Here is a 12398-nt window from a genome sequence, read left to right on the forward strand (position 1 = left end):
GTACCAGCATCACCGGACTCTCGGTGCAGCCAGGGAAAGAGCCGCAGGGTCAGAGGCATGACACTCACCACCCCGGCCCCGGCCGTCCCGGGCCGGACCACACGGCCGTGGTTCATGCTCGGCGTCCTGCTGCTCGGCCAGTTCATGGCGCTGCTGGACGTCACCGTCGTCAACGTCGCCATGACCGGCATCCGCGCCGACCTGCACACGTCCGGCGCCGCGCTGCAGCTCGTCGTCTCCGGTTACACCGTGGGCTACGCGATGCTCCTGATCACCGGCGCCCGCCTCGGCGAACTGTTCGGGCGGCGCCGGATGTTCGTCACCGGCGTTGTCGCCTTCACGGTCTTTTCGTTGCTGTGCGGGCTGGCGCCCAGCGCGGGAACGCTGATCGTCGCCCGGATCGCCCAGGGGGCCGGCGCGGCGTTGATGATGCCGCAGGTCATCAGCGTCATCCAGGCGCAGTTCACCGGCGCTGCCCGGGCGAAGGCGCTGAGCGCGTACACCGCGGTCATCTCGGTCGCGTTCGTCGCCGGTCAGGTGGCCGGCGGTGTGCTGGTCGGCGCGGACCTGTTCGGCGAGGGCTGGCGGCCGATCTTCCTGGTGAACGTGCCGATCGGCGTGCTCGTCGCGGTGCTCGCGGCCAGGCTGGTGCCCGGCGGTGCCGCGCGGAACGGCCGCCGGCTGGACCTCGCCGGGCTCGCGATCGCCGTGCCCGCCGTCGTGCTGGTCGTGCTGCCGCTGGTGCTCGGGCACGAAACCGGTTGGCCAGCTTGGACGTTCGCCTCACTGGTCGTCGGCGCTCTGCTGGCCGTGGTGTTCGTGGTTGTGGAACGCCGGGTGCCCGATCCGCTCGTGAACCTCGAGGTGCTGCGGATCCGTGGTGTCGCACCGGGTCTGGCCGCGTTGGCCGCGGGTGTCGCGTCCTACGGCGGGTTCCTGTTCTGCGTCGGGCTGCACCTGCATGCCGGGCTCGGTGACACCCCACTCGCGGCAGGGCTCGCGACGGCGCCCGGCGGTGTGGTCTTCGGCCTGTGCGGGTTCTTCTGGAACCGGCTGCCCGCGAGGGTCCACGCGGCGCTGACACCGATCGGCTACGTCGGCTCGGCCGCGGCGTACGCCCTGCTCGCGTTGAGCCTGCACGACGGCAGCCACGGCGGTGTGCTGTTCTTCGTGGCCCTGATGTTGTTCGGGCTCTCGATGGGCCCGGCGTTCGGCTCACTGATGACGCAGGCGCTCACGCACGTCCCGCTCACCCGGGCGGCGGACGTCAGCGGCCTGCTGACCACGACGTTGCAGCTGGGTCAGGTCATCGGGGTGGCGACGTTCGGGAGTGTTTTCCTGACGCTCGCGGCGGGTTCCTCCGCGCACGCCATCACCACGACGATGACCTGGGCGGCCGTGCTGCTGCTGGCCGGGACCGGGTTCGCCGTGGTGCTGGCGCGCGCGTCGGTCAGGCGTTAGTGCGGCTGCCGCCCTTGATCCGCGCGTAGATCGCCGAAGCCGCGATGACACCGACGACGGCGGCGACGATCTGGAAGACGTGCCGGATCCAGTCGATGCCGTTCGTGTCCCGGACGCCGAACACGCCGGCGAGCCAGTTGCCGATGAACGCGGCCACGATGCCGACCACGATCGTCAGCCAGATCGGGATCTTCTGGTCGCCGGGCGCGAACAACCTGCCGAGCACGCCCAGGATCAGGCCCACGATGATCGTCGAGATGATGCCCCAAAGTCCGCCGAGCACGGTGCCTCCTCCGATAGCCCAATAAGCGCAACCGTGACACCTATTCGGACGCTCCGCCTCTCTGAACCCCTGATGGGGTGAGACACGAAAAGGCCCGGTCCGGTTCGCCCCCGACGGCGAACCGGACCGGGCCGGGATCCGGGGTGTTACCTCGATACGCCGCGGCGGCCGTAGGCACCGGCGGCGATCGACACACCGATGGCCGCGAGGACGACCTGGGTGAGGATCTCCAGCCAGTCGATACCGTTGGTGTCGGCGTAGCCGATACCGCGCGCGATGGCCGTACCGATGAACGCGGCGACGATACCGATCAAGATGGTCAGCCAGATCGGGATGCTCTGCTTGCCCGGCGCGACCAGCCGCCCGAGCACACCGATGATCAGGCCGATGATGATGGCGCCGAGAACACTGGCGATTGTCATCGCTTCTCCTCTCAAGGGATCCGCGGTCCCGGTGTTCCGGGGCTCCGTGGCTCGATGCTCGGAATGCCCCGGGTGGGTGACGGCGAAACACCGTGTACCGGGAATTACCCCCGTCGCCACCGCATCGTTACTACGCCTGCCGGAAACGGCGAAGGGGCCCTCCCCGGCTGGGAAGGGCCCCTTCGGTCGTGGATCAGAACGCGGCTTCGTCGAGCTCCATGAGCGCGTTGTCCGCGGCCTCCACGATCGCGCGGCGAGCCGTCAGCTCCGGCAGGACGCTCTTCGAGAAGAACGACGCCACGGCGATCTTGCCCTCGTAGAACGGGACGTCCTTGGCGGACGCGCCCGCGTCGAGCTTGGCGATGGCGACCTCGGCGTGCTTGAGCAGCTGCCAGCCGATGAGCAGGTCGCCGACCGACATCAGCAGGCGGACCGTGTGCTGGCCGACCTTGTTGATGTTCTGCGGGTCCTCCTGCGACGTCGTCAGGTAGCCGATCAGCGAGCCCAGCATGCCCTGGGTGTCCTCGAGGGCCTGCTTGAGCAGCCCGCGCTCGTTCTTGAGCCGGCCGTTGCCCGCCTCGGACTCGATGAACTTCGTGATCTCGCCGGCGACGAAGGCCAGGGACGCGCCCTTGTCGCGGACGATCTTGCGGAAGAAGAAGTCCAGCGACTGGATCGCCGTGGTGCCTTCGTACAGCGAGTCGATCTTGGCGTCGCGGATGTACTGCTCGATCGGGTAGTCCTGCAGGAAGCCGGAACCGCCGAGGGTCTGCAGCGACTGCACGAGCTGCTCGGTGGCGCGCTCGGAGCCGACACCCTTGACGATCGGCAGCAGCAGGTCGTTGACGCCGTGGGCGACCTTCTGGTCACCCTCGCCGGTCCACAGCTGGTCCTGGAACGACGCCGTGTACAGGTACACCGCGCGCAGACCCTCCGCGTACGCCTTCTGCAGCATCAGCGAACGGCGGACGTCCGGGTGGTGCGTGATGGTGACGCGCGGCGCGGCCTTGTTCAGCATGTTCGGCAGGTCGGCGCCCTGGACGCGCTCCTTGGCGTACTCGAGCGCGTTGAGGTAACCGGTGGACAGCGTGGCGATCGCCTTGGTGCCGACCATCATCCGGGCGTACTCGATGACCTGGAACATCTGCGCGATGCCGTCGTGGACCTCGCCGAGCAGCCAGCCCTTGGCCGGGGTGCCGTGCTGGCCGAAGGTCAGCTCGCACGTCGTCGAGGCCTTGATGCCCATCTTGTGCTCGACGTTCGTGACGAAGGCGCCGTTGCGCTCGCCCAGCTCACCGGTCTTGGTGTCGAAGTGGAACTTCGGCACGAGGAACAGCGACAGGCCCTTGGTGCCGGCCTTGGTCTCGATGCCGGGACCCTCGGGGCGCGCCAGCACGAGGTGCATGATGTTTTCGCTCATGTCGTGCTCGGCGGAGGTGATGAAGCGCTTCACGCCGTCGATGTGCCAGGAGCCGTCCTCCTGCTTGACGGCCTTGGTGCGGCCCGCGCCGACGTCGGAGCCGGCGTCCGGCTCGGTCAGCACCATCGTGGCGCCCCAGGCCCGGTCGATCATCAGCTGGGCCCAGTGCTGCTGCTCTTCGGTGCCGTTCTTGTTCACGATCATCGCGAAGTTGGGGCCCGCGAGGTACATGAACAGCGGGGCGTTGGCGCCGAGGATCAGCTCGGACGCGGCCCACTGGACGGTCGGGGGCAGGCCGAAGCCGCCGAGGTCGTTGGTCAGGCCCAAGCGCCACCACTCGCCGTCGAGGAGCTGCTGGTAGCTCTTCTTGAACGACTCGGGGATCTTGACGCTGAAGGTCTTCGGGTCGTACACGGGCGGGTTGCGGTCGGCGTCGGCGAAGGACTCGGCCAGCGGGCCGGACGCGAGCTTGTTCAGCTCGGCCAGCACCCCGCGCGCGGTCTCCTCGTCCGACTCGGCGAGCACACCCTTGCCCAGGCGCTCCTGCACGCCGAGTACCTCGAAGAGGTTGAACTCCAGGTCTCGGACGTTGCTCTTGTAGTGGCCCATGTCGTCACTCCAATGTGTTCGGCTCCCCGGCCGGGCACACACTCGCCTTACTCGCCGGTAACTTCAGGATATTACCTGCGGGTAACTGGAGCAAGCAGATCCGCACTTCCGAGTACCGGAAATCCACCGAAAAGTGGGCCTCGAGCAGCGTGACCCGGGTCAGCGGTGGCCGGGGATGGCCGTTGTGTCCGCCGTCACCGGCACGTGGCCGTCGTCCGCCCGGACGATCAGTATCCCGCCGCGGAAGGCGATCGTCACGGCGTGTGTCCGGTCCCGTGCCGAGAGCTTCCGCAGGATGCTCTTAACGTGGGTCCGCACGGTCTCGACGGACAGGAAGAGCAGCTTCGCGATCGCCGAGTTCTCCAGCCCTTCGGCGACCAGCTGCAGCACCTGGTATTCGCGCCTGGACAGCGGCATCCCGCCCCGCGGCGCCGGCGGGCTGTCGTGGGCGAGGTCCCCCTTCGGCACGGTCGAGCGCTTCGGCCGGGCGGTGAGCGCGGCCAGCCCGGGGTCGATGTACCGGCGTTCGGTGTGGGCCCGCCGGATCGCTTCGGCAAGACGTCGTGAATCGATTGACCGCGGCACGATCGCGTGCGTCCCGGCGGCGATGGCGGCCGCCAGGTACTGCTGCGTGCGATTCACGTCACGGATGAGCGTGACGATGATGAGCGCCGGGTCGCCGGCGTTGAGCAGCTTCGTCAGGTGGCAGTTCGGATCCAGCGCCGAATCGAGCACGACGACGTCCGGTTTCACCTGCTCGCACAGCTGCAACGCGGCGTGGTGGCTGGCCGCCTGGCCGGCCCAGTGCAGTCCCTGGCTGCGGTGGACCAGCGCGGCGAGGCCGTCGCGGTAGATCGGGATCGGATCGACGACCGCCACGCCGAGACTGCGCCCGCCGGGTCCTGGCGGCCCAGTGGGCCTGCGGGTGGGCTCGATGCCGTGCATCGTGGGCCTCCGTCTCTGCGCCGTCGCTCCTGGGACGCCGGACGTGTCCCCTCGGTTCACGCGATCCGGCACCACCCGGTCCCCCCTGCGGGACCGGCCAGAAATGACTCCTCCTGCTTGGTACGAGTCGCAAGTTCGCAGCTCATGACGCCAATTCCCCCTCATGGCCCAACCCGCCGGTTACAGCAAACTCTGGGTAGAAAACCCCCTCGGGAGTGCTGCTCGACCGGGAGCAGAACGACCTGATGGGGCGGCGGGTGCTACTGAGGGTGGCCCGTGTCGTTGCGCTACCTCCCGGCTCGTCCCCCTCTAACGCCCCACGGCGCCGTTGGATGCGGGTTGTTACTGGTCAGCACGGTGCGGAGCGGGCCAGCGAGTCACGACCGCGGCCCGCAGCGCGGCGAACTCCGCCGCCAGCCCGGCCGGCGTCCAGTGGGCGTTCAGGCCGCTCGGATTGGGCAGCACCCACACGTGTGTCCCTCCGATGCGCTGCTCCTGCCGCCCGACGCTCGCCTTGGGAAAGCCGAATGCGGTCCGGTACGCCGTGATCCCGACTACCGCCAGCCACCGCGGCCGGTATTCGAGCACCTTCGCGGCCAGCAGCTTCCCGCCCTCGCGCAGCTCGTCGCCGGTGAGCTCGTCGGCCCGGGCGGTGGCCCTGGCGACGACGTTCGTGACGCCGAGCTTCAGGTCGAGCAGCTGGTCCTGCTCGGACGGGTCGAACCGCCGCGGCGTGAAGCCGCCGCCGTGCAGCGCCGGCCAGAAGCGGTTCCCAGGCCGCGCGAAGTGCTGCTTGAGGGCACCGGAGTAGAGGCCGGGGTTGATCCCGCAGAACAGGACGTCGAGGCCGGGGGCCAGGACGTCCGGGATGGTGGTGCCGTAGGCCGCGGCCAGCTGGTCCTTGGTCGGTCTGGTGCTCACCCGTCCAGTCTCCGGCACGGGTTACGGCCGGGCACGGCACAAGTGCCCGCGCGCCCGGGTTGTCCACAGGCTCCCGCTGTTGTGGACAACCGCGCCGGATTTTCGCGCTCGGCCCGGTTTCGTCGGTGGCCGCCGATACGCTGGAGGCGGGGCCGGCCCCCAGGGATGGGCGGGGGATGTTCCGGGGCGGGATTTTCCGGCTCCGGCCTCGCAGGGGCTGGGTGGGATTCGTCCGGTCCGGCAAGCTCGACGCATGGACATCGGCCAGGTCACCGCGGACGGCTGTGCCGTCGACGTCTATCTCCTGCTGCCGCCCGCCGGTGAGCCGGAGATCGTGCACGCCGCCGCCGGACCCGGTGCGTCGGTTCTCGAGCTCGGCTGCGGTGCCGGCCGGGTCACGCATCCGCTGCGGGCGCTCGGCCACGAGGTGGTCGCCGTCGACGACTCGGCCGCCATGCTCGCGCACGTGCGGGCCGAGACCGTCCGCGCGCGGATCGGGGACCTCCGCCTCGGCCGGGAGTTCGACGCCGTCCTGCTCGGCAGTCACCTGATCAACACCGCGCACGACCGCGACCGTCAGGCCATGCTCGCCGCCGCGCGTGCGCACCTCGGGCCGGACGGGCGGCTGATCGTCGAATGGCATCCGCCGGCGTGGTTCGACTCCGTGGCGGACGGCCAGGGTGGGCGGCTCGGCGAAGTCGATCTGAAACTGACCGGTGTCGTCCGCGAAGGCGATCTTCTCTCCGCGACCGTCCGCTACTCGGCCGATGGCCGGCACTGGGACCAAGAGTTCACCTGCCGCCGGATCGACCTCGACGCCGTCCTGACCTCGGCCGATCTGATCTTCGACGGCTGGCTTTCCGCTGATCACACCTGGTTCGCCGCACGAGCCCGTCGCTGGGGGTAGCGAATTCACCACTGACCTGCGTAACCTGTGTGATCTCCCGCACAGCGCCGTACCGAGGAGGATTTCGTGCAGCTTCCGATCGTCCTCGGGCTGGTCGCGCTGGTCTTGGCCGTGGCCGCCCTCGTGGTCGTCCTCGAGGACCGCCGCGCGGCGAAGCGGGCCGCCCTGCAGCGCAAGGCTCGGCTAGCGCGTCTGGGCGAGGTGGATCCGCTCGCTCCGGGCCGGCTGCACGTCGACCGTTGAACGCTTGGCTCGCACCAGGGCCAGCAGGAGCGCTCCGAACACCCAGCCGACGCCGGCGCCGAACGTGTTGTTCATGAGGTCGTCGACGTCGAAGATGCGGTAGACGTACGGCGCGGTGCCGAAGTTCGCGGTGAGCTGCGTGATCTCGATCAGCAGCGACGCGGTGAAGCCGATCAACGTCGTGCCGATGAGCCCGCGGCGCCACAGGATCCGGGCGAACACGCCGAGCGGGACGAACAGCAGGACGTTCATGCAGGCCTGCTGGAACGTCTGCGTCATGAACCACTGCGACAGCGGCTCCCCGTGCTTGAGCAGCTCGGTGTGGATGTCGGTGATCCACTGGAAGGGGTGCAGCTGCACGGTCTGGCCCAGCCGGCGGGTGCCGGGCCCGGGCAGCGGCAGGAAGACGACGGCGAGGGTCATGCACCCGTAGAGCAGCACGGCCGCGGTGGTGACGATGCCGCGCAGCCGGAGGCCGCCGTGCCGCGCGAGCTGGGTGAGCAGCTGCGGCACCAGCACCACGGTCCACAGCGCGAGGAAGCCGATGAGTCCGTACTGCAGGGCGGTGACCTGTGCGTTCGTCATGCTGCCGACGTTATGGATCTTGACCGGGGTGCCGCTTCGGTCGATGAGCCGGACGCCGAAAGCCCCCATCGGCCACTTGGCCGATCCGGCGACGGGCCGATCGGTCAGGGCTGATCGGGCAGCGGGTCGGCTTCGTCCTCGCGCTCCTCGGTGCGCTCGGCGCGCCAGGCGCTGAACACCGTGCCGCCGATCAACAGCACGACGACGGCCAGAACCACGAGGACGACCTCGATGCCCATGTTTCCCCCACACGCCGGAACGTTCGCCTCATCGCGGCAGCGTTATTCGGTGTTACCGGACACGTTCCGCGTGCGAGCCTGCGTGAATGGTCCACGTGCGACGGCTGACCCCCGGCGACGCCTTGGTGCTGCGCGAAATCCGGCTTCGCGCGCTGGCGGACACCCCGGAGAACTTCGGCTCGCTCGTTGCCGTCGAACGCACGAAGTCCGACGACGACTGGCGGGCTTGGCTGGCCGAGCGCGCGTGGTTCGCGGCGTTCGACGGCGACACCGCCGTCGCGCTCGCCTGCGGCTGGGCGGGTGCGGCCGAATGGCTGGTCTTCTCGATGTGGGTTGCGCCACAGATGCGCGGCCACGGCCTGGCCGCGCGGCTCATCGACGCGGTCCGCGCGGCGGCCCGGGAAACCGGCGCCCAGGCCATCGCCCTGCACGTCTTCGAGGGGAACGACCGCGCGAGACGGGTCTACGAGCGGATCGGTTTCGTGCGCACCGGGGACAGCGAGGACGTTCCGGGCAAGGGCCGCCGCCATCTGATGCGGCTTGCGCTCACGCGGGAATGACCGCGACGCTCGGCACGTAAGTCTTGTGGGGGAAACGAAAGGAACGCTCATGGCACCGGTCCGGGTCGGCATCGTCGGGCTCAGCGCGAACGGCGGCTGGGCCGCGACCGCGCACGTGCCCGCGCTGGCCGCGGTGGAGGGCTACGAGCTCCGCGCGCTGAGCGCGAGCAGCGCCGAGTCGGCGCGCGTGGCCGGCGAGAAGTACGGCGTGCCGCTGACCTTCGGCGACGCCGGGGAGCTGGCGCGGCACCCGGAGGTCGACCTGGTCGTGGTCGCCGTGAAGGTGCCCGAGCACCGCGCTCTCATCGAGCCCGCGCTGGCCGCGGGCAAGCAGGTGCTGAGCGAGTGGCCGCTGGGCGTCAGTCTCGCGGAGACCCAGGCGCTGGCCGAAGCCGCGAAGGACGGGCAGACGGCCGTCGGGCTGCAGGGCCGCTCCGCGCCGGCGTTGCGCTACCTGCGTGACCTCATCAAGGACGGCTACGTCGGCCGTGTGCTCTCGACGTCGTTGATCGCGTCCGGCGGGAACTGGGGCTCGAGCGTGCGCGCCGGGCGCGACTACCAGCTGCACCCCGAGGGCGGGGCGACGCTGCTGAGCATCCCGTTCGCGCACACCGCCGACACGCTGCACATGGTGCTCGGCGGGTTCGCCGAGCTGTCGGCCACGATGGCGACCGTCCGGCCGCGGGTGCGCGACGAGGTCACCGGCGACGCCGTCCCGATGACCGTGCCCGACCAGATCGCCGTCTCCGGGGTGCTCAACGGCGGCGCGATCGTGTCGCTGCACCTGCGCGGCGGGACGTCACCGGCCACGGACTTCCTCTGGGAGATCAACGGCACCGAGGGCACGCTGGTCGTCAACGCCGCGGACCCGCTGTTCTGGATCTCCAAGCTGACGTTGCGCGGCAGCCGCACCGGGACGCTCGAGCGGCTCGCCGTGCCGGCCAGGTACGAGCTGCCGCAGCTGGCCGGGCGCGCGTCCGAACCGTCGTACAACGTCGCGCACGCGTACGCGCGCCACCTCAAGGGCGACCTGCCGGACTTCGGGCACGCGCTGCGGGTGTACCGGGTGCTGGACGCCGTCCAGCGGTCGGCCGACACCGGCACCCGGGTTCACCCGGACGCAGAGTAACTGTTACCGGCGGTTGTAGCTTTTCCGTCAACCCGGACTTACTCTCGGGTCATGGACGACGTTGTCTACGACCGCGCGGGCCGAGGCGAACCGCTGGTGCTGATCCACGGCATCGGTCACCGCCGCCAGGCCTGGTCGCCGGTGTTTCCGCTGCTCACGCCGTACCGTGACGTCATCGCCGTCGACCTGCCCGGCTTCGGCGAGTCACCCGAGCCGTCCGGCGGTTACGGCGTCGAGCCCGCGCTGGTGATGTTCAAGGAGCTCTTCACCGAGCTCGGCCTCGACCGGCCGCACGTCGCGGGCAACTCGCTCGGCGGCCTGCTCTCGCTGGAGCTCGGCCGGGCCGGGCTCGTCCGCAGCGTCACCGCGCTGTCGCCGGCCGGGCTGTGGAACCGGCGGCAGAAGGTCTACGCGATCGCGACGCTCAAGGCCCACCGGGCGCTCGCCCAGCGCACACCACCGCACGTCGTGCGCCGGATCGCCGCGACGGCGGCCGGGCGCAGGGCGCTGACCGGCATGATCGTCGGACGGCCCGAGCTGCAGAGCCCCGAGACCGTCGTCGAGGACGCCCACGCGCTCGCGACCGCGCCGGGCTTCGAGCCGACCGCCGCGCAGTCCCGCGGCAGCTTCCGCTTCACGGGGCCCGTCACCGGCATCCCCGTGACGATCGCCTGGGCCCAGCACGACCGGATCCTCGCCCGGCCGCGGGTCGCCGATCTGCGGAACATCGCTCCGGACGGGACGTTCAAGCTGCTCCCGGGCTGCGGGCACGTGCCGATGGGTGACGACCCGGGCCTGGTCGCGAAGACGCTGCTCGAAGGAAGCCGTTAGGTGACATTCGCTTTACGTCCGTCTTTTGACCCTGGTCGCTGACCCCTCAGCGAGGCAGAATCCTCCGCCGTGCGCCCGTAAGGGGATCTGGGCGCGAATCGGAGGAAACACGCATGAGGCTTTCAACCCGGCTCGTGGTGCTCGCCGCGGCCGCGCTGGCGACGACGGCGGTGACCACCGCACCCGCGTCCGCGGGCCAGCGCCCGGACCCGACCACCGACGTCCGGATCATCGCTTTCAACGACCTGCACGGGAACCTGGAGCCCCCGGCCGGCTCCAGCGGCCGCGTCACGCAGTCCGACGGGACCACAGTGGACGCCGGTGGCGCCGCCTACCTGGCCACGCACGTGAAGCAGCTGCGGTCGCAGGTGCGCAACTCGTTCGTCGTTTCCGCCGGTGACAACGTCGGCGCGTCGCCGCTGACCTCGGCGCTGTTCCACGACGAGCCGACCATCGACTTCCTGAACATGCTGGGCGTCAACGCGTCCGTCGTGGGGAACCACGAGTTCGACGAGGGTTACCAGGAACTGCAGCGCATGCAGTTCGGTGGCTGCCACCCGACCGACGGTTGCCAGTTCGACAAGAAGTTCAAGGGTGCGGACTTCCCGTTCCTCGGGTCCAATGTGTACTTCACCAACGGCCTGCCGGCGCTGCTGCCGTTCACCGTCAAGTTCGAGGGTGGCGTGCCGATCGGCGTCATCGGCGCGACGCTGAAGGACCTGCCGTCGGTCGTCACGCCGGAGGCCATCAAGGGCCTGAAGTTCGGCGACGAGGTCGAAGCGATCAACCGCACCGCGAACCTGCTCGACTTCCTCGGCGTCAAGTCCCAGGTCGTGCTGCTGCACCAGGGTGACAGCACCGAGCTCGAGGGGCCGAACGACTGCCGGGTGCTGCCCGGCCCGGCCACCGCGATCGCGAAGGCGGTGACCCCGAAGGTCGACGCGATCTTCACCGGACACAGCCACCAGCAGTACAACTGCGTGATCAACGACCCGGCCGGCCAGCCGCGCACGGTCATCCAGGGCGCGTCGTTCGGCCGCCTGCTGTCCGTCGTGGACCTGAAGATCAACCTGAAGACGCGCGACGTCGTCCGGTCGGCGACCCAGGCGCACAACGAGATCGTCACGCGCACGGTCACCCCGGACCCGGCGGTGGCGGCGCTGGTCGCCAACGCGACGGCGAAGTCGGGCCCGATCGCGAACAAGCAGGTCGGCACGATCACCACGGACCTGAAGGCGGCGGGGAACACGGCCGGCGAGTCGGCACTCGGCGACGTCATCGCCGACGCGCAGCTGGCGGGCACGCAGTCCAACAGCGCGGTCATCGCGATGACCAACCCGGGCGGCATCCGCGCCGACCTGACCTACGCGTCGTCCCCGGCGGGCGAAGGCGACGGCGTGGTGACCTACGGCGAGGCGTTCACCGTCCAGCCGTTCTCGAACATCATGCAGACGATCACGCTGACCGGCGCGAACCTGAAGAACGTGCTGGAGCAGCAGTGGGCGCCGGGGGTGAACCCGAAGTTCCTGCAGATCTCGAGCTCGCTGCACTACAGCTACTCGGCGTCCGCGCCGCAGGGCTCGCGGATCTCGAACCTCACGGTGAACGGCACGCCGGTCGACCCGGCGGCGACGTTCCGCGTGTCGGTGAACAACTTCCTCGCCGCCGGCGGTGACGGCTTCACCGAGTTCACCAAGGGCACGAACCTGGCGGGCGGGCCGGTCGACCTGGACGCGCTGACCGCGTACCTGGGCGCCCACCCGAACCTGGCCCCGCCCGCGGCGGACCGGATCACCCTGCTGCCGTAGATCCGGTTTTTCCAAGACGCCGGGTCGACAATGGA

14 protein-coding genes are annotated in these 12398 nt (G+C 69.8%); 7 read left to right on the plus strand and 7 right to left on the minus strand.

Going from position 1 to position 12398, the window contains the following annotated elements; translation table 11 throughout:
- Nucleotides 1–57 precede the first annotated feature (57 nt).
- Nucleotides 58–1461, plus strand: a complete 1404-nt coding sequence (locus tag ACIOD2_RS37295) for an MFS transporter (RefSeq protein WP_400549318.1) — start codon at nucleotides 58–60, stop codon at nucleotides 1459–1461.
- On the opposite strand, the gene ACIOD2_RS37300 is transcribed toward ACIOD2_RS37295, so the two are convergent.
- The 5 genes from ACIOD2_RS37300 to mug all read right to left on the minus strand — a co-directional run bounded on the left by ACIOD2_RS37300 (nucleotide 1451) and on the right by mug (nucleotide 6061).
- A complete protein-coding gene (locus ACIOD2_RS37300) occupies nucleotides 1451–1744 on the minus strand; it encodes a GlsB/YeaQ/YmgE family stress response membrane protein (RefSeq protein ID WP_247059437.1) in 294 nt (97 codons plus the stop codon). The two genes, ACIOD2_RS37295 and ACIOD2_RS37300, sit on opposite strands and share 11 nt — an antisense overlap.
- 146 nt (nucleotides 1745–1890) lie before the next feature.
- The gene (locus ACIOD2_RS37305; RefSeq protein ID WP_400549320.1) at nucleotides 1891–2166 is read right to left on the minus strand and encodes a GlsB/YeaQ/YmgE family stress response membrane protein; all 276 of its coding nucleotides are present in this window, start codon (nucleotides 2164–2166) and stop codon (nucleotides 1891–1893) included.
- 193 nt (nucleotides 2167–2359) lie between these two features.
- Nucleotides 2360–4195: an acyl-CoA dehydrogenase gene (locus tag ACIOD2_RS37310; protein WP_400549322.1), complete on the minus strand. Its 1836-nt coding sequence runs from the start codon at nucleotides 4193–4195 to the stop codon at nucleotides 2360–2362.
- A gap of 159 nt (nucleotides 4196–4354) precedes the next feature.
- The gene (locus tag ACIOD2_RS37315; RefSeq protein ID WP_400549324.1) at nucleotides 4355–5140 is read right to left on the minus strand and encodes a response regulator transcription factor; all 786 of its coding nucleotides are present in this window, start codon (nucleotides 5138–5140) and stop codon (nucleotides 4355–4357) included.
- A gap of 342 nt (nucleotides 5141–5482) precedes the next feature.
- The gene (mug, locus tag ACIOD2_RS37320; protein WP_400549326.1) at nucleotides 5483–6061 is read right to left on the minus strand and encodes a G/U mismatch-specific DNA glycosylase; all 579 of its coding nucleotides are present in this window, start codon (nucleotides 6059–6061) and stop codon (nucleotides 5483–5485) included.
- A 253-nt stretch (nucleotides 6062–6314) separates the two neighbouring features.
- On the opposite strand from mug, the gene ACIOD2_RS37325 reads away from it, so the two are divergent.
- Both ACIOD2_RS37325 and ACIOD2_RS37330 read left to right on the plus strand, forming a co-directional pair.
- Entirely contained in the window at nucleotides 6315–6968 is a 654-nt protein-coding gene (locus ACIOD2_RS37325; RefSeq protein WP_400549328.1) for a class I SAM-dependent methyltransferase, read from the plus strand.
- Nucleotides 6969–7034: 66 nt separating this feature from the next.
- Entirely contained in the window at nucleotides 7035–7211 is a 177-nt protein-coding gene (locus ACIOD2_RS37330; protein ID WP_003058066.1) for a hypothetical protein, read from the plus strand.
- Here the strand turns inward: ACIOD2_RS37330 and ACIOD2_RS37335 are convergent.
- The gene (locus ACIOD2_RS37335; RefSeq protein WP_400549331.1) at nucleotides 7152–7796 is read right to left on the minus strand and encodes a VanZ family protein; all 645 of its coding nucleotides are present in this window, start codon (nucleotides 7794–7796) and stop codon (nucleotides 7152–7154) included. The two genes, ACIOD2_RS37330 and ACIOD2_RS37335, sit on opposite strands and share 60 nt — an antisense overlap.
- A gap of 104 nt (nucleotides 7797–7900) precedes the next feature.
- A complete protein-coding gene (locus tag ACIOD2_RS37340; protein WP_400549333.1) occupies nucleotides 7901–8035 on the minus strand; it encodes a hypothetical protein in 135 nt (44 codons plus the stop codon).
- 86 nt (nucleotides 8036–8121) lie between these two features.
- On the opposite strand from ACIOD2_RS37340, the gene ACIOD2_RS37345 reads away from it, so the two are divergent.
- The 4 genes from ACIOD2_RS37345 to ACIOD2_RS37360 all read left to right on the plus strand — a co-directional run bounded on the left by ACIOD2_RS37345 (nucleotide 8122) and on the right by ACIOD2_RS37360 (nucleotide 12363).
- Nucleotides 8122–8595: a GNAT family N-acetyltransferase gene (locus tag ACIOD2_RS37345; protein ID WP_400549335.1), complete on the plus strand. Its 474-nt coding sequence runs from the start codon at nucleotides 8122–8124 to the stop codon at nucleotides 8593–8595.
- Between the two features lie 49 nt (nucleotides 8596–8644).
- On the plus strand, nucleotides 8645–9724 hold the full coding sequence (locus ACIOD2_RS37350; RefSeq protein WP_400549337.1) for a Gfo/Idh/MocA family protein: 1080 nt from the start codon (nucleotides 8645–8647) through the stop codon (nucleotides 9722–9724).
- A gap of 51 nt (nucleotides 9725–9775) precedes the next feature.
- On the plus strand, nucleotides 9776–10555 hold the full coding sequence (locus ACIOD2_RS37355) for an alpha/beta fold hydrolase (protein WP_400549339.1): 780 nt from the start codon (nucleotides 9776–9778) through the stop codon (nucleotides 10553–10555).
- 113 nt (nucleotides 10556–10668) lie between these two features.
- On the plus strand, nucleotides 10669–12363 hold the full coding sequence (locus ACIOD2_RS37360; RefSeq protein WP_400549341.1) for a bifunctional metallophosphatase/5'-nucleotidase: 1695 nt from the start codon (nucleotides 10669–10671) through the stop codon (nucleotides 12361–12363).
- The last annotated feature ends 35 nt before the right edge of the window (nucleotides 12364–12398 follow it).

Source organism: Amycolatopsis sp. NPDC088138, assembly GCF_044741685.1.
Lineage (GTDB): Bacteria > Actinomycetota > Actinomycetes > Mycobacteriales > Pseudonocardiaceae > Amycolatopsis.

Bases quoted from the DNA above. Each gene is read 5' to 3' on its own strand.
- ACIOD2_RS37340 (WP_400549333.1), bottom strand. From the start codon at position 8,035: ATGGGCATCGAGGTCGTCCTCGTGGTTCTGGCCGTCGTCGTGCTGTTG.
- ACIOD2_RS37310 (WP_400549322.1), bottom strand. From the start codon at position 4,195: ATGGGCCACTACAAGAGCAACGTCCGAGACCTGGAGTTCAACCTCTTC.
- ACIOD2_RS37355 (WP_400549339.1), top strand. From the start codon at position 9,776: ATGGACGACGTTGTCTACGACCGCGCGGGCCGAGGCGAACCGCTGGTG.
- ACIOD2_RS37325 (WP_400549328.1), top strand. From the start codon at position 6,315: ATGGACATCGGCCAGGTCACCGCGGACGGCTGTGCCGTCGACGTCTAT.
- ACIOD2_RS37345 (WP_400549335.1), top strand. From the start codon at position 8,122: ATGGTCCACGTGCGACGGCTGACCCCCGGCGACGCCTTGGTGCTGCGC.
- ACIOD2_RS37305 (WP_400549320.1), bottom strand. From the start codon at position 2,166: ATGACAATCGCCAGTGTTCTCGGCGCCATCATCATCGGCCTGATCATC.
- ACIOD2_RS37335 (WP_400549331.1), bottom strand. From the start codon at position 7,796: ATGACGAACGCACAGGTCACCGCCCTGCAGTACGGACTCATCGGCTTC.
- ACIOD2_RS37295 (WP_400549318.1), top strand. From the start codon at position 58: ATGACACTCACCACCCCGGCCCCGGCCGTCCCGGGCCGGACCACACGG.
- ACIOD2_RS37315 (WP_400549324.1), bottom strand. From the start codon at position 5,140: ATGCACGGCATCGAGCCCACCCGCAGGCCCACTGGGCCGCCAGGACCC.
- ACIOD2_RS37350 (WP_400549337.1), top strand. From the start codon at position 8,645: ATGGCACCGGTCCGGGTCGGCATCGTCGGGCTCAGCGCGAACGGCGGC.
- ACIOD2_RS37360 (WP_400549341.1), top strand. From the start codon at position 10,669: ATGAGGCTTTCAACCCGGCTCGTGGTGCTCGCCGCGGCCGCGCTGGCG.